Genomic DNA, 26,894 nt, shown 5'->3' with positions numbered 1-26,894 from the left:
GAGGAGGTGCGTATGCCGTCCGAGCAGATCGAGTCCTTCCTCTCCCATGCGCCACCGGCGCTCGTCCCGGCGCTGCGGGCGCATTCCGGCCTGGAGGCGGCGCTCGAGGGCCTGGTGCGGGAGGCGCGCGGGGCCTGGCCGGAGGTGCACATGGAGGTCAGCGGCTTCCTGTCGCATGTGGCGCGGAGGCTGCCCTCCTCCGGCGAGGCCCACGAGGTGCTCGCGGGCCTGCACGCGGGGGACACCTTCCTCGCCTTCGCCTGCATGCGAGGTGATGCGCGGGCCGCGGAGGCGCTCGACGCACGGCTGCTGTCCCAGGTGGGGACGTGGCTGCCGCGCGAGCCGCCCGCACGGGTGGATGAGCTGCGGCAGTTGCTGCGCCAGCGGCTGCTCGTCCCGGAGGGCGGTGCGCCACCGAAGCTGGCCTCCTACTCCGGCCGCGGTCCGCTGGCGCAGTGGGTGCGGGCGGTGGCGCTGCGGCTGCTCATCGACCAGCGGCGGGCCACGCCCCGGGAAGTACCACTGGAGCAGGCGCCGGTGGCGCTGGCGGAGAGCATCGGCGTGGACCCCGAGCTGGCCTTCATCCGGCAGCGGCACCAGGAGGACTTCCGCGTGGCCTTCCGCTCCGCGCTGGCGCGGCTGGACAGCCAGGAGCGCAACCTGCTGCGGCTGCACCACGTGCACGGGCTGTCCGTGGACTCGGTGGGGGCCACGTACCAGACGTCCCGCTCCACGGCGGCGCGGTGGATCGTCCGGGCCCGGGAGCGGCTGATGGCGCTCATCCGCGAGGAGCTGACCACGCGGCTGGCGCTGACTCCCGACGAGCTCAACAGCCTGCTGCGTCTCGTCCAGAGCCAGCTCGACGTCAGCCTGCACCAACTGATGGCGGACTGACGCGCCCACCCGAGGCACCCGCTGGGCCGGAGACGACGGACTCCCTGGACTTTCGTCTCACCCGGACCGCGCTTTTTTCACCAGGACTTGGGGAAAACGGAGAAATGGGACGAAAAATCCCTTTCTCCGTCCTTCTGGTGGGCACCGGGATGAACCGGGTTCATCCCTCCGAGGTCCGATGCGGCCCCCCGGGGAACACGAACATCCCGTTGTCCGAGCCGTCGACTCCTGCTGTCTGACTCGAAGACGCTCTTCACCCGAAGAGCAAAACCAGGCGAGAGAATCATGCTCATGAGGAACGCGGGCCTGCTGGCCTTGACGTCGCTGTCTTTGTTTGGCTGTGGTGGTGCGGACATGGACCTGCCGGATGGTGACTACGCGCCGCCCACCGAGGAGGCGATCACCTCCATTCCCCAGGGGCTGACCCGGGGGGACGTGGACTACCGCGCCTGGCAGTGGACCACCGTGGGCATGCTGTACTGCCAGGTGCCCAACGGGCAGTGGGACAGCTTCTGTGGCTACACCTGCAACCGCACGGGGGCCGCGAACACCGCGCAGTGGAATCCGTACCGCTCTGACTGCTCGGGACTGGTGTCCTGGGCGTGGGGCGTCGGCGCGCCGGGCTGGAACACCAACACCATCTTCAACGACACGTCGCAGACCCAGCGCGTGGGCCACTGGGACATGCAGATGGGTGACGCCATCACCACCCACAACGGCAGCAGCGGCCACACGATGATCTTCCACGGCTGGAACGCGGATGGCTCGGCCCGCGTGTTCCAGGAACTGCGCTGCGGCCTCAATGCCCAGGACGTGAACATCCCGTTCGTGCGCAACAGCGATGGTTCGCTGCGCTGGGCCGCCGACGGCCGCACCTACTGGCCGGTCCGCAAGAAGGTCCTCTGAGCCGCCCCGCTGTTCCCACCTGGGCTGGAGCGCGTGCTCCAGCCCCCGCCGTCCTCTCGTGCCCTGTTGGACCTGACCATGTACGCCGACCTTCCCCCCGCCTATCACCTCGAGTTGGCCCAGGCCCCCACTCCTCCCGCCTCGCAGCGGTTCGAGGTCCCGCCCCAGCCGGCCGCCGAGGTGCGCTCGCCATCCCCGTCGGGCCCCCCTCCCATGCTGGTGATTGGAACCCCGGAGGCGGCGTTCCTGTGGCCACTGGCCACCCTCACCCCGCCGGACACCCAGCAGATGGTCATCTCGGCGAAGCTGGTCCATCCCGCCTGGAAGAAGCGCAAGCCCACCTTCTCCTCGGACAGCTACCTCCTCGAGGCGGCAGAGCCGTTCGAGCTCTCCGCCGTGCGCGAGGGCACGCTCAAGAGCTTCAAGGTCTCCATCTCCAAGCCGGGTGCGGCCAGCCCGGAGTGGAAGGACGTGGAAGTCCAGGTGAAGGCCATCCCCTGGTACAGCCAGCTCGTGCCCAACAGCGCCACGGTGCCGCGGCTGCTCTACCGGGTCTTTGGCTCGCCCGGCGCCACCTTCCTCGTGCACGAGTTGTCTGGCAGCCCGGACTTCCACCACGTCGTGCTGGTGAAGTTCAAGGACCGGCGCTTCACCCAGGAGGAGCTCTCGCAAGGCCTGCTGGTGGACGTGGAGGACCGTCCCAACGTCAAGGGCGCGAAGCTGCAGGTGGGTGACGCGCCCAAGGGCTCGCTCCTCGATGACAAGCCAGTGAAATTCAAGGTGGAGCGGGAGCTCCTGTTCCGCGAGGCCGGAGTTCCCTGACGTCATCAACAACCCCCCGCTGTTCCCACCCTCCCCAGGAGAATCCCCTGCTGTCTTCCTTCAAGCGGATGGCCGCTCCGGTGTCGAGCACCGCAACGCCCCCCCTGGCCCAGTAGGGCTCTCTTCCATTCCATTCAACGGAGCATTCCACGTCATACGTGACGTGCTCGCCGTGGAGGTTGTCCCCCTCTAGACGAGTTCATGATTCTGTCCAGCGACGCCGACTTCACTCCCGTGCTCCTGCGCTTGCGCGCGCACGACCGGCGCACGGCCGTGCTGGCCGTCAGCCATGCGGTGGAGGCCTATACGGCGGCGTGTCATTGGGTGATTACCGAGAATCTCTTCATCCGGGACGCGCTCGGAATCAGCCCTCCCAGCTTCCCACAGTTCGCCGACGTGCCGCCCCAGGCCGACCTGCCTCAGCCCGCGCCAACGCCTGGCCTGGAGCAACGCTCCAGCGACACCGCCCCCCTTCCCTCTCCGCCCGCCTCAAACGCCAGTACCGACGAGCTCAAGAGGGCCATCCTCGCGTATGTCCGGACACGCCCCAGGGAAAGAGAAGACGCTCACGGTGGTGCGACAGGCACCGCGGCGGCGGGCGGGTTGGCAGCCAACGTCCCTGTTCCCTTCACCCCGCGAGGGCGCCCCTCCTCCCTCTACTCCCAGCGGCCAGGCCTGGAGAAAGGCCAGCGTCATGGCCTTGCTGGCCCTTTCCGAGCCAGAGTTCGAGGTGTCATTGTACGGGCGTTAGTATCCGAACCACTCCACGGTATAGTCCGCCGCCTCTATCTAAAGGAGACGTGCGCATGTTCAGAGCATTCAAATCCATCATCGCGCTCATGGCGCTTGCAGGTACCACTTCCGCGGGAGCCACCACGTTCGAGGATTGGAGTTCGCCGCAGCTCAACGTCGGCGGCACGATCGGGTCCGACGGGCAGGTGTGGGTGCTCGACGCCAGCAAGCGCTGGGTCATCAACAACTGGAAACCCGACTGCAACGCCGCGCTGGCCGGACCCAACACCTGCTACGCGCCGAGCAATGGCAGGCTTTACGTCCATGCGGAGATGGGTGGGAAGGCCGGGGAGCCGACCGGCGATGGATTCCTGCTCGCGTCGCTCAACAAGGTCAGCTTCACCAATGGCATCATCATCGAGGTGCCGGTCTCGCCCGTATGCTACCAGAGCCCGAATCCCGCCGCGCCCCCGACGCAGTGCGGCCTCAACGTGGGCATCTACGAGAGCGAGCAGAACTACCGGTCCATCGGCTTCCGGACCTTTCCCGGGACCGGGAGCAGCATGTTCTTCAACATCTGGGGCCCCACCCTGGAGGCCAACTTCAACGGCGCGGCGCCCTTCTATAACTACCTGCCCATCACCGCGGGCAGCACCTACACGCTGAAGCTGCAGTACTGGAACTCCTCGTCCGGCTGGCGCTGGGACTACTCCCTCAACGGGACCTGGGTCGCGGGGCATCCGGCGAACCCGGACAACCAATTCAATCTGGGTCCGGCCTACTTCCCGAACCGTGAGGCGCGGTTGCAGATCGCCGCGTTCAGCTACACCCGCAGGCCGGACGATTGGGTGGGCCCGTTCAACGCCGCCGAGGGCTGGTTCGGTGCGGTGACCTACTCGACCTTCTGAGAAGGCGCGCTCACTCTCTCTCGGCAACGAGCCACGTCACTCCGCCGAGCGGGAGGTACTCCGGGAGGAAGGCGGACGGGGGAAAAGGTCACGCTCGTGTCGAGCGCGACGAGCGTCACCCGCTCCTGGAGTTCGAAGCCCGCCCGGAGCAGGCGCTCGGTGAGATCCCGGGGGACGTCATGCGAGTAGATCCACCACGATGCGTTGCGACTCACTCCGCGGCTGGTGACATGGGACACCGCGGGCAAACCGGACTGCGGTGTCCCCGAGCCCACCACGGGAACGTCACGGTGCCCGGCGTCGAGCGCCAGCCCAGGGTTCCCTGGGCGAGCTGGCCGTAGAGGCTGCCGTCTGAAGCACACCCCGGGAAACGCTCTCCTCTTGGTGGAGGGCAAGGCGTACAGCTACACCCGAGAGGAAGGCACCCAGGCAGTGAGCCTCGCCGTGCGGTTGCTGCTGTCCAACCCGAGCGCGGAGCCCTGGACTACGGCGGGCGCGGCCCTGGTGGACTCGGCGGGGGAACAGGTGGATCTGTCCGCCTTCCAGCGCGCGCCTATCGTCCCCGGCACTGATGGAAACGTGGTGGTGGGCACGGAGAGGGAGCCGGGGCGGCTCGCTTGCCCCTGCACGCTCAAGCTCTGGGAAGCGCAGGGGTCGCGCACCGTCACCTTTGGTAACGTCCGCTTCCCCGAGGGGCCGAAACCGGGGCGTTGAGCGCGCGGACAGCTCCCCCCTGCCATGTCGTGCATATGTCGCACTGGTCGGCCGACGCGGCTTTCCTGAATGCTGAGCGTGGTGCCAGTCAACAGGCTGCTTGGCGGCGAGTTGGCGCCCGAGTCATGCAGTCACCGCATCCGCGCCACCCCATAGGCGGCTTGACACGCCGTCCACGCCCAATTATCTAGTGAACTAGGTACTAGCGCACCAGACGAGAACTACTTTGAAACAACGGAACGTCGGCACACAGATTTCCTTCGCGCTTTACAGCGCAACGAACCGGATGGTGCGGCTGCACAAGCCGTTCCTTGAGCCGTTGGGCCTGACCTTCCCCCAGTATCTCGCAACCCTGGAGTTGCTGGATAGCGCGCCACTTTCGGTCGGCGAATTGGGTGCCCGCCTGGACATGGATACGGGAACTATCACGCCGCTACTCAAGCGGCTTGAGGTCTCTGGGATGGTCACGCGAACACGCGACCCCGCCGACGAACGCCGCGTGCTGGTCGACCTGACACCTGATGGTCGCGCCCTCGAAGCCGAGATCCGAGGCATCACCGACAAGATCAAGTCGGCATGCCAGATGACCCAGAAGGAACTGAACGACCTCCGCCGTACGCTCGAAACGTTTGCGTACCCTGCACCCAAGTGAAGCCTTCACGCAATACAAGGAGATTCGATCATGAAGATTGGCATTATTGGCGCTGGCCATATTGGGAAGAGCTTGGTGAAAAGGCTGAGCGCGGCCGGACACGACGTGAAGGTCGCCAACTCCCGCGGCCCGGAGACGATCGGAGCCGACGTGCTGTCCTCAGGAGGACGCGCGGTTTCGGCGGCGGAAGCCGCAGTGGACGTTGACGTTGTGATCCTCTCGATTCCTCCGCAGAGTATTCTGAGGGTTGCACCGCTGATCGCCCGCCTGCCATCCGAGACTGTTGTTATCGACACCTCGAATTACTATCCGCTTCGCGACGGTAAGATCGACGCCATCGAAGCGGGTCAAGTCGAGAGCCTGTGGGTGGCCGAGCGATTGGGCCGACCGATCGTCAAGGCATGGAACTCGATCGGTTCCGACTCTTTAGCGAAGAGGGGGAAGCCCGCGGGGACTCCGGACCGCATCGCTCTCCCCGTCGCGGCCGATCGCGAAACGGATCGCAAGGTGGGAATGGCGCTCGTCGAAGACACCGGGTTCGATGCCTTCTATTCGGGGACGCTCGCGGAGTCCTGGCGGCAGCAGCCTGGCGCGCCCGCTTACTGCACGGACCTTACCCGCGAGGAGATGCTGGCCGCGCTGGCGGCAGCCGAGGCGGCGCGATTGCCCAAGCGGCGTGACCTGGTGGTGGCGGCATTGATCGAACGTGTTGGCGACGGTAAAAAAAATCCTGATGCGGAGTATGGTGTTCGTCTGAGTCGCGCGTTGTATATGTGACGAGGAGCCGTCTCAACTCGCTTCGGAGCACGCTGATTCTTCGTGGGCGGCCAAACGTACAGCTACGCGAGTAGATCGACCTATCCGCGTGGCAGGCGGCACCCGTCCCGGCCGGAGGTGATGGGACCGTGGTGGTGGGCACGGAAAGAGAGCCTGGACCCTAGCGTGCCCCTGCACGCTCAAGCTCTGGGAGTCTCCGGGCACCCGGGTTGTTACCCTGGGTAACGTCAACTTCCCGGCTGCGCCGAAGCCAGATCGCTGAGCATGTGCCCCCAGTGTGCCCCTCCAGCGGGGAATTGAACGGGACGAGACGGGGCGAAACGGACTGGGGCGGGATGACGAATCCGAGGAGAATCAAGGCGATAGCGGGTAACAGCTCGTCCTGCTTGGGGTTTTCCATCGCCTGATTCACGGGTTCGATTCCCGCCGCCTCCATCCCGAGAAGCTCAGCAAGGTCAAGGGCAGCTCAGAGCCAGCTCGGCGACTCGCGGCCGAGGCCCTTCAAGGCCCGCTCCGCCGCCTTCACGCCGAACCAGTTGGCCTCCTCGAAGAGCGCCAGTCCTCCCAGGTCCGAGTGCGCGAAATGCAGGTGCTCGCCCAGGCTCTCCTGGGCGGCGAGGCGCTCCGGGCCCCACAGGAATCCCGGCACGGGGCGCACCATCGCGTGTCCCCAGCGCATGACTTCCAGCCTCCGGGCCTGCGCGGCGATGCCGGGGTGCGCGGGCATCAGGTCCGCCATCACCAGCCCCTCCCAGTCCCCATAGCTCGCCGAGAGCACCTTCTCTCGCTCGGCCTTCACGTCCAGCCCCGCCATGGGCAGATACCAGGTGAGCACCGTGGGCCCCTGCTCGTCCATGCGCAGCCGCTGGTGCGTGGCCACCACGTACCCCAGGCTGCGGCTCTCGTAGAGGACGTTGTCCCAGGACAGGGGAAAGCCGCGCGACAGCGGCGCTTCCGACAGCGTCAGGTTGGCCACCACCCACGGCCCATCTCGGAGAAGTCGCAGTCGTCGATCCCACCCGCCCTCCACCTCTCGTCCACGTCCTCGCGGAAGCCGAAGTCATTGCCGGTAAAGCGACCCTTGAACCGGCACCCCGTCAACTTCATCGGTGCCCAAGGCAGGCCCGTAAGCTGGCCCTTCGCCTGGATGGTGCAGTTGATGAACTGGCCCGACATAGGCACCAGCGACCGCCCAGCCGCACTGATGATGACAGTGGAGTCGCGCACCGTGAGGTCGGGGCCGAGCCAGTAGATCAGGCCCATAGCCAGCTCCAGCCGCTCACCGACAATCTCTCGCTTTTCGTAGTGGATGTTGGGAGTCACTCGGGCACGGTTCCGGTGTTCCGCCTGGACCCTGGCGGAACCATCAACCTGAACAGCCCACGCTCCTCGAGTTCCGTCTGCGCCCGCCATGCGAGCGCCACGTGCTCCGGATTGCTTGGGGTGAGGCGCTCGGGGGTGAGCGTGATCAGCGTGCCCTTGTCACCCAGGGGCTCGCCTCGCACCGGCGCCGCCAGCGGTGGCACCTCGCCCCGCTCCCGCGAGAAGTACGTCATCCATCCCACGAAGCAGCCGAGCCGACTGCCTCCAGAGAGCTCGTCCCACAGCCCGTCAGCGGTCGCGACCGCCCACTCAGGCTCCCACGCCACCGCAATGGCGCGCATAGCGCCGGCGACAACGGGAGCCGTGAGCACACGCTCCTCGCCCAGGGCCTCCCTGGGCAAGAAGAGCCATAGGTTGTTGGGTGCCACCTCCCCCTTCGAGCCGCACCTGAGCATGACCATGGCGCCCTGATCGTCCGCCTCACGGCCCGTCCATGCGCCGAACCTGAAGCCATCCTTTCCGCTCTGGTACTTCTCCCGGCCGAAGAATTTAAGGAATGTTTCGCGGGTGGGCTCAAAGCCGAGCTGCAGCCCCTCGCGTTCCGAACTGCTCTTCTCGTACCACCGGGCAAAAGCGGGGTGGCACTCCGCGAGGAGCCGGAAGAATTCCTCCGCCCGGCGCGCGCATTGCTCAGCCGACTCGGGCCTGTGGCCCCAGTAGGCTTTTATTCCGTACGTCTCGCTCATGCGTCGTGGCCCTCACTACAGGGGTTGAGTGTAAACAACGTCCATGGCCTGGAGGCCGTTCGCGTCGAAATACTTCCGAAGCACCGCCACCAGAAGTGCAACGCGCCGTGCACCTCATGCGTGAGTGGCCAGAGTCGAAGGTCAGAGCAGGATGCGAGCTGCTGCGCGTCCTCCACGGCGTGACTACTCGTGATGAGTAGGACCGTCTCAAGTTGGGGACTGGGGTGGTGGTCGTGGGATGTTTGCTGGCGGAGGTGGTGGGGACGGCCGACCTTGGAGAGGCCGTCATGCAGGGAGGGGCCCACCCACCACCCTGGTCCCGCTGTTCGACCCCGCCGTGCGCGGTTGTGCTAAGGAGGCTGGAGGAAATAACTTTTCCCTTTCAGTTGTTGCTCCAATGAACTCGGCAGTGAGGAAGGCGGATGGACGAGGGCGCATTGCTAAAGGTCATCCAGAGCAAGTACGAAGCACTGCGCGCTGGCATGAATGAGGCGGTCCGTCGACGGTGGGCGGCAGCAGAGGCCATTGCGATGGGGTCCAAAGGAGCTCGGCTGGTCGCCCAAGCTACAGGACTGTCGCTGCCAACGATTCGACGGGGAATGAGGGAACTGAAGCAAGGCATTCCGCTAGAGGTGTACCGCGCACGTCGACCCGGTGGAGGCCGAAAGAAGGCAACCGCAAGGGATGAAACGTTGCTGGCGGACCTCGAAGCATTGGTTGACCCAGTGACCCGCGGCGATCCCACCTCTCCGTTGCGTTGGACGTGCAAGAGCACTTTGAAACTCGCAGAGGAGTTGCACAACCAGGGCCATGGCATCAGCGCCCATACGGTGGGCGAGATTCTCCACCGGCAGGGTTATAGCATGCAGAGCAATCGTAAGACCCATGAGGGGGCCCAACACACGGATCGCAATGCGCAGTTCGAGTACGTGAACGCCCGGGTGAAGGAGTTCCAGGGGCGAGGCTCTCCGGTCATCTCCGTGGACGCCAAGAAGAAGGAACTGGTGGGGGACTTCAAGAATGCTGGGCGAGAGTGGACTCCAAAGGGCCAGCCACCTCAAGTGCGCGCCTACGACTTCGTAGACAAGGAGCTGGGCAAAGCCCTGCCCTATGGCGTCTACGATGTGGGAGCCAACGAAGGCTGGGTGAGCGTTGGGGTAACGCATGACACCCCGGCCTTCGCGCTCGCAACCATTCGGACATGGTGGTTGGAGATGGGCGTCGTACGCTACCCGAAGGCAAAGGAGTTGCTCATCATCGCCGACAGTGGCGGTAGCAACAGCGCCCGTGCCCGACTGTGGAAGGTGGAGTTGCAGCGTCTGGCGGACGAAACGGGCTTGCGGATGGCCGTCAGCCATCTGCCACCTGGCACCAGCAAGTGGAACAAAATCGAACATCGCATGTTCTGCCACATTACTCACAACTGGCGCGGACGCCCGTTGGAGAGCCGAGAAGTCATCGTCAATCTGATTGGCAGCACGACAACGGCAAAGGGACTCCACATTCAGGCCAGTCTCGACATGGCGGACTACCCCACGGGCATCAAGGTACGTGACGACGAGGTGGAAGCATTGAAACTCAAGCGCGATGACTTCCATGGAGAATGGAACTACATGCTCCTTCCCAAGTAGCCATAAGACATCCCCTTGCGACGGGTTGTGTGCTTTCCTGAAAGGGAAAAGTTATTTCCTCCAGCCCCCTTAGCTTTCTGACGAAGCCTCCAGCCAACGCGCTCGGGGTGAAGGGGGTCTGGAGTTACAGCTACACGCCCACGGGCGAGACCCACCCGGCAAGCATGACTGTGCGGCTGCTCCTCTTAAACCCCGGCGCCGAGCCCTGGACGCTGGCGGGGGCGGCGCTGGTGGACGCGACAGGGAGACAGGTGGAGCTTGCCCGTTGGCCACTGGCGCCCATCCCCGCGAATGGTGCCGGTGCTGTCGTGGTGGGCATCGAGGGGGAGCGCGCGCAACTCGGCTGCCCCTGTACCCTCAAGCTATGGGAAGCACAGGGGCGCGCACCGTCACCCTCGGGAACGTCGAGTTCCCGGTGAGCCAGCAGGCGGGGCCCTGAGCACGGCCACTGCGAGCCGTGCCGAGCCTCAAGGCGTGGAGCGCCCGCCGATCTCCGGGAAGCGCTCGTAGGCCCGTTTGAGCGCGTCCAGGTGGGCGGGGTTGTCCAGGTCGAGTGGGGCATCGGTGAGCTGCACGACCCACCCGCCCGTCGCCGTGTGCCGCGCCCGTGACAGCAACTCCGCGTCGCGGGCGGGGTCCGGAAAGCCGATGGTGCGTGCGGCAGCGGCCGACCAGTAGTTCAACCATCCGAGGTCATACGGAATCTCAGGCACGCGCATGGCACTAGCGGACTTGAGTACCGGCAGCCCTCGCGGCGGAGGCTCCAGATCGTCTGGCCAATTCTTCGTCTGGCGCGCGATGTCCACTCCTGCGCTGAATGGCGTTGCGTGCCCCCAGAACGCGCGAGCACCCTCTGCTATGGCTTCCAGCACATTCGCTGCCGCCGCGATACCGTCTACGGTGAGAGGCAACACCGCATGAATCTCAAGCTGGGCTTGGCCACCCGGCGAACTGCCCGCAGGTAATTCCAATCCAGTGACCGTGACCCGGAAGTCATCATCCCCGTTGCGGAGGAGCGGAAACCCACGCCCTTTTGGCCTCCCTCGGGCGAGGAATGCCTCGCGCTGCGGCACTGGGATGCGCTTTCCCTCGCTAGAAATCGTCCACTCCAGGTGCAAACCAGGGATCGCGCGCTCCATGCCATGAACAACGCTCAAAGGGCGACCATCGTTGCCCACCAGAGCAGGCGCATAAACGGTAATGGCAATTTCATTTTCTTGTGTGGCTGGCATCTCAGCACCACTCCATGACGACGATAAGTCCCCTGAGATCGCGGGCAGCGCGCTCCAGTGCGGCTTTGTGCGCGGGGCTTCGCACGCCGACCCGGAAGTTAAATCCACAGGCCAGAGCGAGGGCACGCTCATCCCGCAACTCTTCCACCTGACTCTCGACCACAATTTCTCGAAGGTCGGGCGGGTACGTGTCGAAGTTATCGGTCTTGACCTCCCACAGCGTGCGCGTGGCCAGTTGCAGCGCGTCGAAGTCCTTCCCATTCACGAACACATCCCCACCTGGGTTAATGTTATTCGGAATTCTGTCGGCGCACTTGTTGTGCAATTTATTACCGCCACGGTGATAATTTTTCGGTATGGGCTCGCACCTGTTGCGATCTCGCTCCGAGGTTTCGGGTGGCTCCAGCGGTGGGAAAAAATCCGGCCCCTTGGGCTCCGGCTTGGGCCCTTTTTCCGGCGAGGTCTCCTGCGGGGCGGGCTTCGTTACAGGCACGGGCTTCACTTCAGGCACCGGCCGCGCTTCCGGCACAGGCCGCGTCTCAGGCACCGGCAGCGTAGGCGGCGGCAGCGTAGGCGGCCGAACCTGGGGACGGCCCTTCTTCTCGTAAGCCTCCAGCGCCTCTGAGATCGCGAAGCCCACCACCACAATGCCCGCCACAACTACCGCCCCCACGATGATCTCAGGTGCGGCCAGCACACAGACTCCGAGCCCCATTGCCGCAGCGCCCGCTGAGGCCACCGCGCATCGTCCGGTGATGTCGTGGAACTCGATCCGGTCATGGTCGAGGGCCTGATAGCACCGCTCCGCCAGCACGGGCCAGGGCTCGGAAGCTTCGCGGACGGCGCACCGCCCCCCATCCGTCCAGGGCAGCGCCGCCGCTCGCTGGAGGTTGGCATACCTCGGGTCCCAGTCCACGGGCTCTTCCGGGCTTGGCGCTGACGTCGCGCAGGCGGAGACGTAGAGCAGAAGTGCGATGCACGCTCGGAGACGCATGGTCGGGTCCTCCCTTGGATCTAGGACCTGGCGGGTCCTGGTGGATCCGGTCGGAGTATGACAACGCCCCCGACAGCGACGAACGAGTGCGCAGACAGCTCCCCGTCATGTCGCGCATATGTCGCACGAGCCTGCGGAATGACCTGGAACGGGGCGGGACAGGGTGGGACGCGGCGGGATGACGACTCCCAGGCATTCCGGGCGGTTACGAGGTAAGGGCGCGAATCTGCTAGAGGTTTCGCACCGCCCGGCGCGGGTTCGATTCCCGCCGCCTCCACACTCAGAAGCTCAGCAAGGTCAAGGGCAGCTCAGAGCCAGCTCGGCGACTCTCGGCCGAGGCCCTTCAAGGCCCGCTCCGCCGCCTTCACGCCGAACCAGTTGGCCTCCTCGAAGAGCGCCAGTCCTCCCAGGTCCGAGTGCGCGAAATGCAGGTGCTCGCCCAGGCTCTCCTGGGCGGCGAGGCGCTCCGGGCCCCACAGGAATCCCGGCACGGGGCGCACCATCGCGTGTCCCCAGCGCATGACTTCCAGCCTCCGGGCCTGCGCGGCGATGCCGGGGTGCGCGGGCATCAGGTCCGCCATCACCAGCCCCTCCCAGTCCCCATAGCTCGCCGAGAGCACCTTCTCTCGCTCGGCCTTCACGTCCAGCCCCGCCATGGGCAGATACCAGGTGAGCACCGTGGGCCCCTGCTCGTCCATGCGCAGCCGCTGGTGCGTGGCCACCACGTACCCCAGGCTGCGGCTCTCGTAGAGGACGTTGTCCCAGGACAGGGGAAAGCCGCGCGACAGCGGCGCTTCCGACAGCGTCAGGTTGGCCACCACCCACGGCCCATACTGGAAGGCACCGAGCCACTCGGGACGCCGCTCCCTCCACGGCGCCACCAGGTGCGCGGCCACGAAGCGCGGACACGCCAGCACCACCTGCCGCGCCCGCCACGCCCGGGGCCGTCCCGTGCCCGCCTCCACCGCGTCCACCCGGCAGCCGTCCGGCCCCGGCGTCACCGTGTGCACCAACACCCCCGGCTCCACCTGCCCCGGAGGCAGCGCCGACAGGAGCTGGTGCACCAGCCGGCCATTGCCCTCGGGCCAGCTCAGGAAGCCCTCGCTGCGCTCCCCCTGCCCGTTCTGCCGCGCGGCGAAGTACCAGATGCCGGCCCACGCCGACACGCCCTCCGCCGTGGTGCCGTAGTCATCCCGGCACGCGTAGTCCACCAGCCACTTCAGCCGGGGCGAGCGGAAGCCCTCCGCCTCCAACCAGTGCGCGAAGGAGAGCCTGTCCAACGCCGTCCACTCGGCGTCATCGCTGGAGAGCGCCGTGGGCACCGCGAAGGCCTTGCGCCCACGCCCATCCCGCGCCGCCGCGAAGGCGTTCATCCGCGCCTCGAAGCGCCGCAACTGCTCCAGGTCCTCGGAGCTGGCTCCCGCGCGCAGGTACAGGCCCTCGTACCACTCGCCCCGGTAGAAGAGCCGCTCCTCGGGTTCGCTCACCAGCAGGGTCTCGTCGAAGGTGGGCTGGCCCTGCTCGTCCACGCCCGTCACCGCTCCCATCTCGCGCAGCAGCCGCATCACCGGGCCCGCGTCCACCAGGGGCGCCGGCAGGTAGTGCGCCCCCCACGGGTAGGCGGACACCTCGTTCTTCCCCGAGCGCGCCGTGCCACCCGCCTCCGCGTCCAGTTCCAGCACCCGCACGTCCTTCACGCCCGCGGCCGCCAGCCGCCACGCCGCGCTCAGGCCCGCCACCCCTCCCCCCACCACCAGCACGTCCACCGGTTGGGCCTCGGCCGCGAGCGGGAGCGGGCCCGCGCGCAACCGGTGGCCCGTGTCCACCACCCGATCCACGAGCGCTCCGGGGATGGGCTCGCGCGGGGCCGTCTTGCGGCACGCGCTGGCCGCCACGGCCGAGCCGAGGAACGCGGCCACCAGCTCCCGCCGCGTCAGTTCCACCGCCGCCACTCCTCCTCGTAGTAGTGGACGAGCACCTGGTTGTTCAGCCGGTTCACCTCCGTGGGCAACGGGCCCATGTCCGGGGGGAACTGGAAGAGCGAGCCGTGCGTCTCCTCGGAGAGGAAGCGCAAGCCCTCCACCAGTGGCCGGCGCGGCAGCACCCCCTCGTGGGCGACGAGCACGTAGCCCCACTCGCCGAACGAGGGCACCAGGGCGTGGTAGGGCTGCGTCCAGAAGCCCGCGGCCTCGAGCGTGGTGTTCACGCACCAGAAGGAGCGCCGGGCGTAGAGTGGCGAGGTGCTCTGGATGACGGCCACCCCGTCCGGCGCCAGCCGCTTCTTGAGCAGCCGGTAGAAGCCCGTGGTGTACAGCTTGCCCAGCGCGAAGTTGTTCGGGTCCGGGAAGTCCACCACGATGACGTCCCAGGGCTCGCCGTGCTCGCGCAGGTACTCCATGGCGTCGGTGTTGATGACGTGCATGCGCGGATCCGCGAGCGAGTGCGCGTTGAGCTCGGCCAGCTCGCCGTAGCGCGTGGCGAGCCCGGTCATCGCCGGATCCAGGTCCACCAGGGTGAGCGTCTTCACCTCGGGGTACTTGAGGATCTCCCGAGCCGCGAGCCCGTCACCCCCTCCGAGCACCAGCACGCGCTCGAGCTTCCCCGCGCGCACCAGGGCCGGGTGCACCAGCGCCTCGTGGTAGCGGTACTCGTCCACGCTGGCGAACTGGAGGTTGCCGTTGAGGTAGAGCGAGAAGCCCCGCTTGCCGCGCGTGAGGACGATGCGCTGGTAGGGCGAGCTCGTCGCGTGCACCACCTCGTCCGTGAAGAGGTGCTCCTCGGAGAAGTTGCTCAACCGGTCGCCCAGGACGAGCCCCACCATGAGCAACAGGCTGAGCCCCACCGCCTTGACGCGCAGCCGCCCCGGGTGGGCGAGCACCGGCGCCAGGAGCCACGTGCTCCACAGACCCACCAGGGCGTTGAGCAGCCCGAAGAGCAGCGACGTGCGCACCAGGCCCAGCCTCGGCACGAACAACAGGGGGAAGCTGATGCTCGCGGCGAGCGCGCCCAGGTAGTCGAACGTCAACACCCGGCTGACCAGGTCCTTGAAGGCGAGCTGATCCTTGAGCAGGCGCAGCAGCAGGGGGATTTCCAGCCCCACCAGGGTGCCGATGAGCAGCACGCTGCCGTAGAGCACCACGCGGAACACGTCCGTGAGCGCGAAGGTGAGGAAGAGCAGCGGCGCGCACAGCCCACCCACCAGGGCCACGCCCAGCTCCACCTCCACGAAGCGCTGGGCCACGCCCCGCTCGATGAAGCCCGACAGCCAGCTGCCGATGCCCATGGCGAACAGGTAGCAGCCAATCACCGTGGAGAACTGGGTGATGGAGTCGCCGAGCAGGTAGCTCGCCAGCGCGCCGATGATGAGCTCGTAGATGAGCCCACAGGTGGCGATGACGAGGACGGTGACGAAGAGGAGCGTCTTGTTCACGGTGGAAACGGCTCGCCGCGGGACTTCAACCCGAGATGGCCGCGGCCACGATGATGGCCAGGCCGATGATGAAGGAGCCCATCACGATGCCGAGCGCGGTGTTCTGGTCGACCTCGATCTCCTTGTGCACGTCGAACGGCATGATGAAGCGGAACACGTACAGGCCCGCCACGAACACCGCCAGCCCCACCAACGAGTACACGAGGCTCGCCAGCAGGTTGTCCAGGTTCACCAATACGGCCAGCACACCCATCCGCATCACTTCCCTCCCATGAAACCGCCACTGCGGTAGCGCGATCCACCCACGAAGAAGCCGCCGCCCGAGCCGCGCGAGGACGTCGCGGACGTCACCGTCCCCCGCTCCGCGCGGGTGAACGGCTCCCAGCCCCGGTACGCCATCAGCGCGTAGAGCACGACGATGATTCCACCGATGAACTTCATGACGCCTCCCTCACTCTCCCGAGCCGGAGTCCAGGTTGCTCTCCGCCCAACGTGATGTCTCGAAGCTCGAGGCGCGGAAGACCGCGAACAGGGGCAGCACCCACAACACCACCAGCGCCCAGAAGAACCAGAGCGCGCGCGGGGTATCGCTCACGAGCTTCATCGTATAGCTCTGTCCCTGGGGCGTGCCCTCGAAGAGCGCCTGGGTGCGCAGCACATAACGTCCGGGAGGCACCGAGGACAGGTGCTCGCTCTCCGTCTGGTCTCCCTCGCTCCAGGAGCCATCCGAGTCGCTGCCGGAGTAGTAGCCCACCTCCTCGTAGAAGCCGATGACGTCGCCGCTCTGCTCGTTGACGAGCTCCGCCTGCACGCCCAGCCAGGCGTTGTTCACGGGCGAGGTCAGCTCGGCGCGCACGTTGCCGTGCTTGTGGATGTCGAAGGGCTTGCTGAAGTGGATGGCCGAGGGCGTCCCCGAGCGGGCATCCAGATCCAACCGCACGGTCTGCTCCAGCACCACCTCGTTGGCGGCGAGCGCGTTGAGCACCAGGAAGACGACGAACAGGGCCGCGCTCCAGGTCCCCGCCCACCGCCACGCGGGGCCGCTCGAGTGGGGGTTGGGCTGGCTGGGCGCGATGCCCTGGGGCTCGGGCAGGGGCTCCTTCAGCCCGAAGGCCTCCTGGATGACGCCGGGCGCCAGGTACTCGCCGCGCGTGTACGTCACCTCGTTGTCCGTCTCGTCCACGTTCACCGAGTACGGCGGTGCCACGTACTCCTCGGCGCGCGACGTCTCCCCGGCGCGCACCTCCCAGTAGAACTCGCCGAGCACCGTCTCCGTGACGGCCTCCACGCCCTGGAAGGCCCGGTAGCGCTGGCCCTCGAGGTGCGCGGCGATGCCCGGAGCCACCGACACGTCGCCCGCGTCCAGGGGGGTGAGGAACACCCAGTGCCCGTTGGACTCCATGAGCCAGGTGAAGCCCCGCTCCCGGTTGAACAGGAGGTACTCCTCCCACGGGTAGCGCACCCCCTCCACCGTGCACGAGCGAATCAGGAAGCCGATGCACACCCACTCGGTCCCCTCCAGCTTGCCCCGCGCGCCCAGGGGAATGCGGGGCCCCGGGTCCGGCTTCTCCAGCAGTTGGAGGAAGGCGAGCTTGCCCTTTCGCACGTCCAGGAGCGCGCCGCAGTAGGGGCACGCCACACGCTTCGTCTGATCCGGCGCGCGCAGCTCCAGGGGACCGTTGCACTGGGTGCAGCGCGCCTGCTGCAGCGCGACCTTCTTCACCCGCGGCCGGAGCTGGTCCGGCGCGATGCCCAGCTCCGTGAGCTTCAGCTTCTTGCCGACATAGACCTCGGGGTCCGTCGTCGACGTCCCGAAGTCCAGCGTCACGAAGACGCCCCTGGGCCCCGTGGCGTCCACGTAGTGGCTGTCCGCGCTGGGGTCCACGTCGTCGGGCAACTGGCCCTCGGCGGCCACCACGCGGCCATGCCCCCGCTCCTCCACCACGAGCCGGTGCCCCGCCAGGCTGAAGCGGTGGCCGGGCGGGAAGTCCTCGAGCGACAGGCCCTCCTCGGTGCCGGAGGCGATGAGCAGGTGGAAGGCGCCCTCGGACTCGGAGAGCCAGCCGGTGCGCCCGTCGTCGAACTCCACGTACCACTCGTCCCAGGGGCCCGCGCCATGGTCCTTCTGCAGGTGCCCCACCAGCCGGTACGCATCGCGCCCCAGCCGGCCCTCCGCGCCCAGCCGCAAGGGCGAGTCGGTCTCGACGATGGCGCCCACCTTGCCGTGGGCCTCGAGGGACGCGCCCTGGCGCGCCACCACCGTCTGGCAATGGCCACACACCACCACCTGCGCCGAGCCCGCGGAGAACTCCACCGCCGCCCCACACGAGGGACACATCCCCTGCGTCACGTCTCCACCTCCCGTCGCAACTCCCGCACGCGGCAGGAGACCGCCCCCAGGTGACGCATCGCCAGATCCTCGAAGTCCGGGCACAGCCGCGGCCGGCAGCAATAGACGTTGAGCGCGGCGAAGCCATGCTCGGGGAAGGTGTGGATGGTCAGGTGGCTCTCCGCGAGCAGCGTGAGGCCGGTGACGCCCCCGGGCTCCGGAAACACGTGCCACTGCGGCTCTCCCACCACCTTCAGCTCCAGCAACACGATGAGCTCCTCGAACAGGGCCGCGAGTGCCCGCGCGTCCTTCAGGCGCGCGGGCACGCACCCGCTCACGTCCACCAGCCATTCCTGTCCGGTCGTCAGGGCGTTCCTCCCCTTGCAGCCCCTACCTTCTACCACGGTGTCCTCCCCTGGGGAGGGGGTGGGAGGAAACGCGGAGCCCGTCCCTGGTACACTGCACGTGAGCATGGCCCCGAAGGATCTCCTCCCCCCGCCCGCCCCCATTTCCCCCGTCCAGGAACCCGCGCCGAGGAAAGTGCCCGCGCCGAGCGCGGTGGCGCGGCTCTTGCGTTCCCTGCGCGCCCTGCCGGAGGCCCGGCACGAGGCCCCGGCGGGAGGCAGCACGGGCCTCGCCGGCTGGTTCAAGTCCGAGACGGCCCCGCCCACGGACGTCACCGCGCGCTTCCACGAGCTCTACGCCCGCGTGCGTCAGGACGAGCCCGTGCTGCCCGACGAGGCCCGGCGCCACCTGTACCTGCTGGTGAAGGGGATGCTCGGCGACGAGCTGCCCGGCTATCTCGAGGACAACCAGCTCCGGCTTCAGCAGCGGGGGTTGGAGACGCGCGAGGTGGCGGTGGACACCGAGGGGCGGCTCGTGGACAACGTGGAGGTGGTGCGCGAGGCCCTGCTGGACGCCGTCCACTTCGGCCGCACGGTGGTGCTGGTGGGCCACAGCAAGGGCGGCGTGGAGGCGATGAGCACGCTCGCGCTCTACCCGGAGCTGCGCCGGCACGTGCGCGCGGTGGTGGCGATGCAGCCGCCCTATGGGGGCTCGGTCATCGCCAATGATCTGGTGACGACGCCCGCGCTGAGGCAGATGCTGGACGTGACCTTCCCCTCGCTCTTCCAGGGGGACGCGGCCTCGGTGGAGGACCTGTCCTACGCGCGGCGGGTGGAGTTCGTGCGCCAGCACCCCTACCCCCTGGACGTCCCCACCGTGGCGCTGGCCACCTCGCGGCTGTCGCGGCGCTCGCTGATGCGGCCCCTGTGCAACTACGTCCAGGAGCGCTACGGCTGGGGCTGTGACGGGCTGGTGACGGCGCTGGACGCGGAGGTGCCCGGTTCACGCGTGGTGCGGCTGACGGACATGGACCATGCCGAAGCCGCACTCACCGGCCTACCGGGCTTCGCCAACCACTTCCCCGGCTCGCTCACCGAGACGCTGGTCGCCCTGGCCCTCGACTCGCGCGCCCAGGGGACCTAGAACGCGCCCCTTCGTTATGAGTAGTCAGGGCAAGCCCGCCGAGACGGGTGTATCCATCAGCGACGAGCCGGCACCGAGCGAGCGAGCCCCCACGGACGCCCCTCTCCTCACGGACGTATCCATGCGCGAGCCGGAGTCCTCCGGCATCGGAGAGGCGCCCACGCTGCGGACGTTCACTCCAACGCGTCTGGAGCGGCTCCGTCCCAGTCACCTGCTGCCCGTGGTGGACCCGGCGCACTACGCGCTCGTGGGGGAGCTCGCGCACGGCGGCATCGGCCGCATCCTGCGCGCGCGGGACCTGCGGCTCGGCCGGCCGGTGGCCATCAAGCAGATGCTGTCCCCCACTCCGGGGACCGAGTCGCGCTTCATGACCGAGGCGTTCGTCACCGCGCGGCTGCAACACCCGGCGATCGTGCCGGTGTACGAGGCGGGACGCTGGCCGAACGGCGAGCTGTTCTACTCGATGAAGCTCGTCTCCGGACGCTCGCTGGCGGACGTGCTCGCCGAGCGCACGGCGCTGGAGGAGCGGCTGGCCCTGCTGCCCCACGTGCTGGCGGTGGCCGAGGCCATGGCCTACGCCCACTCCGAGCGCATCATCCACCGCGACCTCAAGCCGGCCAACATCCTGGTGGGCGGGTTCGGCGAGACGGTGGTCATCGACTGGGGCCTGGCCAAGGATCTCTCGCGCGCGGAGAACACCACGCTCTCCCAGGCGCTCGTTCCCGAGGGGTCCTCGCCAGACGATGGCCTGACCCGGGTGGGCACGGTGATGGGGACTCCCGCGTACATGCCGCCGGAGCAGGCCGCGGGCCAGTCCGTGGACGAGCGCGCCGACGTCTACGCGCTGGGCGCCATCCTCTACCACCTGCTCGCGGGCACCCGTCCGTATGAAGGAAACACCTCGGATCAGGTGCTGGCGAAGGTGGTGAGCGGCCCCCCACGACCACTGGCCCACCTCCAGGAGGGCATCCCGAGGGATCTGCTGGCCATCGTGAGCAAGGCGATGGCGCGCCATCCCGACGAGCGCTACGCCACGGCGCGCGAGATGGCGGAGGATCTGCGGCGCTTCCAGACGGGACAGATCGTCGGGGCGTACGAGTACTCGCCCGTGGAGTTGCTGCGCCGCTTCGTGCGCCGCCACCGGGCCGCGCTGATGGTCACGGCGGTGGCCCTGCTGCTGCTCGCCCTCGTGGGCGCGGAGAGCTTCCACCAGATTTCCGCCGAGCGGGATGACGCCCAGAAAGCCCGGCAGCAGGCGCAAGCCGACACCGAAGAACTCCGGCTGACGAACGCGCGCGATGACGCGGAGGATGCGCCCAACGAGGCCATCGGCTCGTTGAAGAAACTCTCACCCGGCTTCAAGAAGTGGTCCGCGGCGCGCATGATCGCGGCGGATGCCCAGGCCCATGGCTTCGCCACCGTGTTGCGCGAGCACACCCAGACCGTCAACGACATCGCCTTCACGGCCGATGGCCAGACGCTCGTCTCCGCCAGCGACGACTCCACGTTGCGTGTCTGGGATCTCGAGCAGGGCAAGGAACTGCGCAAGCTGGAAGGTCACGAAGACGAGGTCTGGCGCATCCGGATACTGCCGGGAGACCGGGGCTTCATCTCCAGCGACAAGCAGGGAGTGCTGCGCAAGTGGACCCCTACCACCAACACGTCCAGTGTCTTCGCGTCCCTGGGGAGTCCCGTGTCGGCGCTCACCGTGGGCTGTGGGGGCCAGTGCCTGCTCGCCGCCACCCAGGCGGATGACGTCCTCCATCAATGGGATCTGGCCACCGGGGAGGCCCGCACGTTCCACACGGGCGTGCAGGGCATCGAGGAGCTGTTGGTGTCTCCGCTCGGCCCCTGGGTGTTCGTCCGGGGCCACCGCAACGCGGCCTCGGCCCTGGGAAACCTGGAGCGGGGCACCTTCCAGGTGTTGAAGCAGACCCGGCCCACCGCCGGGGGATTCTGCCCGGATGGCCGTCTCTTCACGGTGGACGCCCAGGGTGAACTCCACGCCTGGATGCCCGGAACGCCCGAGAGACGTCTGCTCACGCGCAACCTGGGCATCGGCACGGCGCTCACCTTCGTGCCCGGCACGGCCTGGGTGGTGATCGGTACCCAGGAGGGAGTGATCCGGCTGTGGAACTTCGACACGGGTCGGCTGCGGGAGCTCCACCATCACCAGGGGCTCGTCAACAGCCTGGACGTCACCTCGGATGGCCGCTATCTCGCCTCGGCCAGCGCCGATCGGACCGCTGCGCTCTGGGAACTCGCGACCGGAGAGCCCCGCGTGCTCCGAGGGCCCCGGCAACAAGCCCACCTCGTCCTGTTCTCGCCGGATGACCGACGGCTGGTCGTGGCCAGCTACACCGGGCAGCTGCGCTCCTTCTCCCTGGAGACGAAACTCCACCACGTGCTCTCGCTCGGCGCCGCTCCGCAGGCCTCGCTGGTGCTCTCCTCCAACGGCCAACGGCTGGCCACGATGTCCGAGCAGGGCGTCCTGCGACTCCTCGATGCCTACTCGGGCAGGACCATCCAGGAGGTGCCCGGCTTCGCCCCGGAGGCGATGGGCTTCTCCCCGGATGGCCAGTGGTTGGCCGCGGGTGGACTCGATGGACGGGTCCATCTGTACGCGTCCGACACCGGAAGCGAGCGGCGCCTGCTGTCGGGGCATGCGGCCCGCGTCACGGCCGTCACCTTCTCAGGGAAGGACCAGCGCCTCGCCACGGCGGACGAGCACGGGGAGGTGTGGCTGTGGGAGCCTGGCTCTGGTCAGGGACGCCGTCTCGGGACACACGAGGCCAAGGTATGGCAGCTCGCGTTCTCGCCCCAGGGCGAGCACCTTGCCTCGGCGGGAGACAATGGCGAGGTGCGGCTGTGGAACGTCGCCACGGGCGATTTCCGCTCCCTGCCCGGCAAAAAGGGCGCCGTGCGCGCCGTGGCCTTCTCCCCGGATGGGGAGCGCCTCGTCATGGGAGGCATGGATCAGCTCGTGCTCTGGGACCTGCGCAGTGGCCAGAGCAAACAGCAGAACACGAAGAAAGGAGACGTGCTGGAGCTGCGCTACTCACCCGGGGGCGACGTGGTGGCCAGCCGCAGTCACAGGGATGGCAACGTGATGCTCTGGGACGGACGGACGGGAGACTCACGCGGCACGCTCCGGGGACACCAGGGTGATGTCCTCGGCCTGGCCTTCTCGCCGGACGGGACGCGTCTGGCCTCGGCGAGCCTCGACAAGACCGTGCGGCTGTGGGACCTGGCCACCGAAGAAGAGAATCGCGAGAATCGCGCGCTGAGGGGCCACACCGGACCGGTGGAGGCAGTGGCCTTCTTCCCGGACGGAAAGACGCTCGTCTCCACCAGCCACGACGGCACCACCCGGCACTGGCCGGACGACCTGCCCCTGGACCCGGAGGCCCTGCGCGCCTGGATGAGTACTTTCAAACAGGACAAACCGCCGCCACTACACTCCTGGCGCTGAGGCCGGAATCTGTCAGACGAGGGGCGTAGAGGGTGGGGCTCACCCAGGAGACTTCCGCATGCTCCAACCCCGACAGCTCCTCGCCTGTCTCGTCCCCCTGCTGCTCCTCGTCCCGTCCGCCCGGGCGGAGACCCCCACCCCGGAAGGGGGCCACGGGCCCTCCGCCGCGTACCGGTGGCTGGACATCGTGCTCGAGGCCACGGCGCGCGAGGTGGAGCGGCGCGGCGCGCGGCCCACGGTCATCTCCCGTGCCCACGCCATCTCGGTGACGGCCATGTACGACGCGTGGGCGGCCTATGACGCGCGCGCGGTGGGCACCCGGCTGGGAGCCAGCCTGCGCCGGCCCCCCTCCGAGCGGACCCCGGCCCGCAAGCAGAAGGCCATCGCCTACGCCACCTACCGCGCCCTCGTGGACCTCTACCCGGAGGATGCCGCGTGGCTCGCGCAGCAGATGAGCGGCATGGGGTACGACCCCAACGACACCTCGACCAACCTCGCCACGCCCCAGGGAGTGGGCAACACCGCCGCGGCCGCGCTCCTCGCCTGGCGGCGGCACGATGGCGCCAACCAGTTCGGCGACGAGCCCGGCTCCAGCGGCGCCCCCTACTCCGACTACACCGGCTACGCGCCCGTCAATCCGCCCGACGTCATCATCGATCCCGATCGCTGGCAGCCCATCTCGTTCGATGACGGCCAGGGCGGCACCGTGACGCCCGGCTTCCTCACCCCCCATTGGTACAAGGTGCGGCCCTTCGCGCTCACCACAAGCGCCCAGTTCCGTCCGCCGCCTCCTCCCAAGGTGGGCTCGGCACGGCTCGCCCAGGACGTGCAGGAGGTCATCGACTACAACGCGAACCTCACCCCGGAGCAGAAGGCGCTCGTGGAGTTCATGCGCGATGGCCCCCGCTCCACGGCCCAGTCCGGCCACTGGCTGCGCTTCGCCCAGGACGTGTCCCGTCGCGACCATCAAGGCCTGGACCGGGACGTGAAGCTCTTCTTCACCGTGGGCAACGCGGCGCTGGATGCCTTCATCGCCGCCTGGGAGTCCAAGCGCTACTACGACTCCTCCCGGCCCTGGACGCTCGTGCGCTACTACCACGCGGGTGACACGCTGCCAGGCTGGGTGGGGCCGGGCCAGGGCGTGGACTGGATTCCCGCCGAGCAGTGGCACCCGTACTCGCCCTCCACGTTCATCACGCCGCCCTTCCCGGGCTATGTGTCGGGCCACAGCACGGTGAGCGCCGCGTGCGCCCGGGTGTTGGAGCTGTTCACGGGCAGCGACGCCTTCGGCAAGGTGGAGCAGCTCACCGCGGGGGCCCTCACCGAGCCGGGCTTCGCGTGCAACATCATCCAGCAGCGCGAGGGTGTGCCCTCGCAGGACACGCCCGAGGACTGCCAGGTGACACTGGCGCTGCCGACCTTCAGCGAGACGGCGGAGCTGGCGGGCATCTCGCGTGTCATGGGCGGCTACCACATCCAGGCCGACAACATCGCGGGGCTGGAGCTCGGACGCCAGGTGGCCGACTTCCTCTGGCCCCGGGCGCGGGCCTACTGGGCGCCCGGAACGAACTGACGGACGCTCAGGACAACTCGAGCGAGGCGGAGGGCCGCTGGTTCTCGCGGGGGCCCTCCACCGGCAGTACCAGCGTGAAGGTGGCCCCATGCCCCAGCCCGGTGCTCGAGCAGGACAGACGCCCGTGCATCTCGGTGGCCGCCAGCGCGCTGATGTGCAGCCCGAAGCCGTGTCCGTGCTTCTTCGTCGTGAAGCCCTGGGAGAACAGGCGCGCCAGGTGCTCCGGCGCGATGCCCACGCCATTGTCGGCGAACTCGATGACGAGCTGGTCGCCTCCTGCACCCAGACGGATGCGGATGCGCAGGCGCTTGTCCAAGGTCTTGCTCTCCACCAGCGCGTGCCGGGCGTTGCTCAGCAGGTTGACGAGGATCTGCAGCAGGTTGTGGCGATCCACCAGGATGGGGGGGACGTCGGCGTACTCCCGCACGATGTGGATGCCCTGGCGCTCGAACGATCCGGCATGCAGGCGCAGGGCCTCCTCGATGAGTTGAGGCACCGGCATCCGCTCCAACACCCCACCGGCCCGCGCGTACTGCTGCTGCATGACCACGATGGACTTGATGTGCTCGACGCCCTCGGTCAGCGCACCCACCTCCTGGCGCAGCACCTCGCGCTCCTTCTCCAGCTCCTCCGCGAGGGCGAGCAGGTAGCCCGGAAGCCGCTGGCCGCGCGCATCCGTGGCGAGAAAGGCTCTCAGTTCCTCGGAGTGCGCCTCCAGCAGGACGGCCGCCTTGCGCAGGCCGGACAAGCGCGAGTGGCGCAACTGATCGTTGAGGATGCCCGCCGAGATGTTGACGCTGTTGAGGGTGTTGCCCACGTTGTGCAACACGCCGGTGGCGATCTCGGCCATGCCCGCGTAGCGGGAAACATCCACCAGGCTGCGGTGCATCTCCCCCAACCGGGCCTCCGCCAGCTTGCGCGCCGTGATGTCCCGCGCGGAGACGGTCAGCCCCATCACGCGGCCTTCATCTCCCAGGATGGGGCTGATGGAGAGGTCCAGGACGACGTGGACGGGGTCCTCCAAGGGCTCCTCCGAGTGCTCCTCCTGCTCGAAGCGCAGGCGCTCCCCCGCGAGCACCCGGTTGAACCTCGGATCCCATTGCGCCTGGAGCTCTGGAGTGCGTGGGAAGCAGAAGCGCTGTCCGGGAACGAGTTCCTGGCCCTGCATCCGCCGGTAGAACCGGCGCATCGCCGTGTTGGCGGTGATGACGCGCAGCTGGGTGTCGAGCGAGAACACCAGGTCATCGGAGCTCTCGATGAGGCTGCTCAGCTTGCCCTCGCTCTCGCGCAGGGTGGCCAGGGTCCGCTCGAGCGCGTCGTGGGCGGTGTCCCGCGAGGTGCTGTGCAGCGTGCTCAGCACCCACGAGCCCAGGAGGGCGATGGCCGCGGAGGCGCACATGACCGTGAACTCATCCAAGGGGATGGCCGTGAGGCCGGGGGTGAAGCGCACCCGGAACAACGGATGGAGGATGCCCAGGCACACGGCGAGACAGCCCGTGACGACGAGGCCCAGGCGGGGTCCCAGCAGGTACACCGCGAACGCGGGAATCATCATGCTCGAGGCGTGGAACCCCCCTTCGGGATGAGCGCTCAGGAAGATGGACACCACGTAGCTCACCACCATGGACAGGCACAGGAACATCGCCGGCAGGGTCAAGGAGCGGGCCCTGCGCGCCAGCAACAGCGTCGCGGCGTAGCACCCGATCAGGAGGAGCGTGGGGACCTCCGCGGCCGTGAAGGGCACGAGCAGCAGGTACGACATCCCGAGCGGGATCGCGAACAGGCAGGCGGCGATCAACACCCGCTGACGGTGCAACTCCGAGGGGGGGGCCTTGAGCAGCGCATCCGAGAGGAACGCGTCCAGCAGGGAGGTGAGCCAGAGGTACCCCACTCGCGTCCCCCCTCGCTCCAATGGCGTGGATGAACCGGAGCCTACGTGCTTCGAATCGGATGTGCTCGCCATGTCGATGTCGCGCTCGCCGCGCACCCCCCGTCGTGAGGATAGCTCACGGACATGTTCGGCAGTGAACAGGGCCAGGCCAGCCATCGCTCGTCTGGTCCATGGATTGGCGGAGTGCGCGGACGAGCAGCGCGACCCGGAAGCGGACCGGTACATCGCGTGAGGCCCTCAGTGCCTGCCGGTGCGCGTCGAACCCCGAACGTAAAGCGCGAAAGCGAGGAGGGCCGCCGAGCCGTTGTCCGATGCACGGTTTGGATCCAGAACTGTTGGATCATACCCTTCTCATTGGAATTCCAGGAAACAGAGAAGGA

The 26,894-nt window shown here is 67.7% G+C and carries 22 protein-coding genes and 2 pseudogenes; 12 read left to right on the top strand and 12 right to left on the bottom strand.

Annotation, left to right across the window (positions count from 1 at the left end):
- Window positions 1-12 precede the first annotated feature (12 nt).
- The 8 genes and pseudogenes from CYFUS_RS08360 to CYFUS_RS08330 all read left to right on the top strand — a co-directional run bounded on the left by CYFUS_RS08360 (window position 13) and on the right by CYFUS_RS08330 (window position 6,405).
- Window positions 13-894, top strand: coding sequence for a sigma-70 family RNA polymerase sigma factor (locus CYFUS_RS08360; RefSeq protein ID WP_095984745.1), 882 nt, complete (start codon window positions 13-15; stop codon window positions 892-894).
- A 285-nt stretch (window positions 895-1,179) separates the two neighbouring features.
- Complete coding sequence (locus CYFUS_RS08355; protein ID WP_095984744.1) at window positions 1,180-1,800, top strand: hypothetical protein; 621 nt, start codon at window positions 1,180-1,182, stop codon at window positions 1,798-1,800.
- Between the two features lie 33 nt (window positions 1,801-1,833).
- Entirely contained in the window at window positions 1,834-2,622 is a 789-nt protein-coding gene (locus CYFUS_RS08350; RefSeq protein ID WP_095984743.1) for a hypothetical protein, read from the top strand.
- Window positions 2,623-2,823: 201 nt separating this feature from the next.
- A pseudogene (locus tag CYFUS_RS54475) lies at window positions 2,824-2,931 on the top strand (hypothetical protein); the annotation flags it as partial.
- Between the two features lie 497 nt (window positions 2,932-3,428).
- A complete protein-coding gene (locus CYFUS_RS52490) occupies window positions 3,429-4,262 on the top strand; it encodes a hypothetical protein (RefSeq protein WP_232537444.1) in 834 nt (277 codons plus the stop codon).
- A 384-nt stretch (window positions 4,263-4,646) separates the two neighbouring features.
- Window positions 4,647-4,976, top strand: coding sequence for a DUF2381 family protein (locus tag CYFUS_RS50425; protein WP_232537776.1), 330 nt, complete (start codon window positions 4,647-4,649; stop codon window positions 4,974-4,976).
- A gap of 226 nt (window positions 4,977-5,202) precedes the next feature.
- The gene (locus CYFUS_RS08335; protein ID WP_232537443.1) at window positions 5,203-5,628 is read left to right on the top strand and encodes a MarR family winged helix-turn-helix transcriptional regulator; all 426 of its coding nucleotides are present in this window, start codon (window positions 5,203-5,205) and stop codon (window positions 5,626-5,628) included.
- A gap of 30 nt (window positions 5,629-5,658) precedes the next feature.
- Window positions 5,659-6,405 (top strand): NADPH-dependent F420 reductase, encoded by a 747-nt coding sequence (locus CYFUS_RS08330; protein ID WP_095984741.1) that lies wholly within the window; start codon window positions 5,659-5,661, stop codon window positions 6,403-6,405.
- A gap of 466 nt (window positions 6,406-6,871) precedes the next feature.
- On the opposite strand, the pseudogene CYFUS_RS08325 reads toward CYFUS_RS08330, so the two are convergent.
- From CYFUS_RS08325 to CYFUS_RS08315, 3 genes and pseudogenes are all read right to left on the bottom strand, one after another.
- Window positions 6,872-7,393 (bottom strand): annotated as a pseudogene (locus tag CYFUS_RS08325) (twin-arginine translocation pathway signal); the annotation flags it as partial.
- Window positions 7,369-7,728: a hypothetical protein gene (locus CYFUS_RS08320; protein WP_198316506.1), complete on the bottom strand. Its 360-nt coding sequence runs from the start codon at window positions 7,726-7,728 to the stop codon at window positions 7,369-7,371. The pseudogene CYFUS_RS08325 and the gene CYFUS_RS08320, both read right to left, overlap by 25 nt.
- Window positions 7,725-8,474, bottom strand: coding sequence for an Imm52 family immunity protein (locus CYFUS_RS08315; protein WP_095984740.1), 750 nt, complete (start codon window positions 8,472-8,474; stop codon window positions 7,725-7,727). The genes CYFUS_RS08320 and CYFUS_RS08315 overlap by 4 nt, the downstream gene beginning before the upstream one ends.
- A 422-nt stretch (window positions 8,475-8,896) precedes the next feature.
- On the opposite strand from CYFUS_RS08315, the gene CYFUS_RS08310 reads away from it, so the two are divergent.
- Window positions 8,897-10,105, top strand: coding sequence for an ISAzo13 family transposase (locus CYFUS_RS08310; protein WP_095984739.1), 1,209 nt, complete (start codon window positions 8,897-8,899; stop codon window positions 10,103-10,105).
- A 467-nt stretch (window positions 10,106-10,572) separates the two neighbouring features.
- On the opposite strand, the gene CYFUS_RS08300 is transcribed toward CYFUS_RS08310, so the two are convergent.
- From CYFUS_RS08300 to CYFUS_RS08265, 8 genes are all read right to left on the bottom strand, one after another.
- Window positions 10,573-11,337 (bottom strand): DUF5953 family protein, encoded by a 765-nt coding sequence (locus tag CYFUS_RS08300; protein ID WP_095984738.1) that lies wholly within the window; start codon window positions 11,335-11,337, stop codon window positions 10,573-10,575.
- A 1-nt stretch (window position 11,338) separates the two neighbouring features.
- Complete coding sequence (locus CYFUS_RS08295) at window positions 11,339-12,331, bottom strand: DUF6310 domain-containing protein (RefSeq protein ID WP_095984737.1); 993 nt, start codon at window positions 12,329-12,331, stop codon at window positions 11,339-11,341.
- Window positions 12,332-12,639: 308 nt separating this feature from the next.
- The gene (locus CYFUS_RS08290; RefSeq protein WP_198316505.1) at window positions 12,640-14,274 is read right to left on the bottom strand and encodes an FAD-dependent oxidoreductase; all 1,635 of its coding nucleotides are present in this window, start codon (window positions 14,272-14,274) and stop codon (window positions 12,640-12,642) included.
- On the bottom strand, window positions 14,265-15,761 hold the full coding sequence (locus tag CYFUS_RS08285; protein WP_095984735.1) for a polyamine aminopropyltransferase: 1,497 nt from the start codon (window positions 15,759-15,761) through the stop codon (window positions 14,265-14,267). The genes CYFUS_RS08290 and CYFUS_RS08285 overlap by 10 nt, the downstream gene beginning before the upstream one ends.
- A 25-nt stretch (window positions 15,762-15,786) precedes the next feature.
- The gene (locus CYFUS_RS08280; protein WP_095991874.1) at window positions 15,787-16,014 is read right to left on the bottom strand and encodes a DUF350 domain-containing protein; all 228 of its coding nucleotides are present in this window, start codon (window positions 16,012-16,014) and stop codon (window positions 15,787-15,789) included.
- A gap of 5 nt (window positions 16,015-16,019) precedes the next feature.
- Window positions 16,020-16,202 carry a hypothetical protein gene (locus CYFUS_RS08275; RefSeq protein WP_095984734.1) on the bottom strand — a complete coding sequence of 61 codons (183 nt, stop codon included), beginning with the start codon at window positions 16,200-16,202 and terminating at the stop codon, window positions 16,020-16,022.
- 10 nt (window positions 16,203-16,212) lie between these two features.
- Window positions 16,213-18,111, bottom strand: a complete 1,899-nt coding sequence (locus CYFUS_RS08270; protein ID WP_095984733.1) for a DUF4178 domain-containing protein — start codon at window positions 18,109-18,111, stop codon at window positions 16,213-16,215.
- The gene (locus CYFUS_RS08265) at window positions 18,108-18,494 is read right to left on the bottom strand and encodes an S-adenosylmethionine decarboxylase family protein (RefSeq protein WP_269770218.1); all 387 of its coding nucleotides are present in this window, start codon (window positions 18,492-18,494) and stop codon (window positions 18,108-18,110) included. Before CYFUS_RS08265 ends, CYFUS_RS08270 begins: the two co-directional genes overlap by 4 nt.
- A gap of 136 nt (window positions 18,495-18,630) precedes the next feature.
- On the opposite strand from CYFUS_RS08265, the gene CYFUS_RS08260 reads away from it, so the two are divergent.
- The 3 genes from CYFUS_RS08260 (at window position 18,631) to CYFUS_RS08250 (ending at window position 24,623) form a co-directional block, all read left to right on the top strand.
- Window positions 18,631-19,578, top strand: coding sequence for an alpha/beta hydrolase (locus CYFUS_RS08260; RefSeq protein ID WP_232537441.1), 948 nt, complete (start codon window positions 18,631-18,633; stop codon window positions 19,576-19,578).
- A gap of 121 nt (window positions 19,579-19,699) precedes the next feature.
- Window positions 19,700-23,050, top strand: coding sequence for a serine/threonine-protein kinase (locus CYFUS_RS08255; RefSeq protein WP_232537440.1), 3,351 nt, complete (start codon window positions 19,700-19,702; stop codon window positions 23,048-23,050).
- A 58-nt stretch (window positions 23,051-23,108) separates the two neighbouring features.
- Entirely contained in the window at window positions 23,109-24,623 is a 1,515-nt protein-coding gene (locus CYFUS_RS08250) for a vanadium-dependent haloperoxidase (RefSeq protein WP_095984729.1), read from the top strand.
- Between the two features lie 7 nt (window positions 24,624-24,630).
- Here CYFUS_RS08250 and CYFUS_RS08245 read toward each other — a convergent pair whose 3' ends face one another.
- Window positions 24,631-26,514: an ATP-binding protein gene (locus tag CYFUS_RS08245; protein ID WP_095984728.1), complete on the bottom strand. Its 1,884-nt coding sequence runs from the start codon at window positions 26,512-26,514 to the stop codon at window positions 24,631-24,633.
- Between the last annotated feature and the right edge of the window lie 380 nt (window positions 26,515-26,894).

It is taken from the genome of Cystobacter fuscus, from assembly GCF_002305875.1.
Lineage (GTDB): Bacteria > Myxococcota > Myxococcia > Myxococcales > Myxococcaceae > Cystobacter > Cystobacter fuscus_A.
This window is presented reverse-complemented; position numbering and strand designations above follow the sequence as displayed.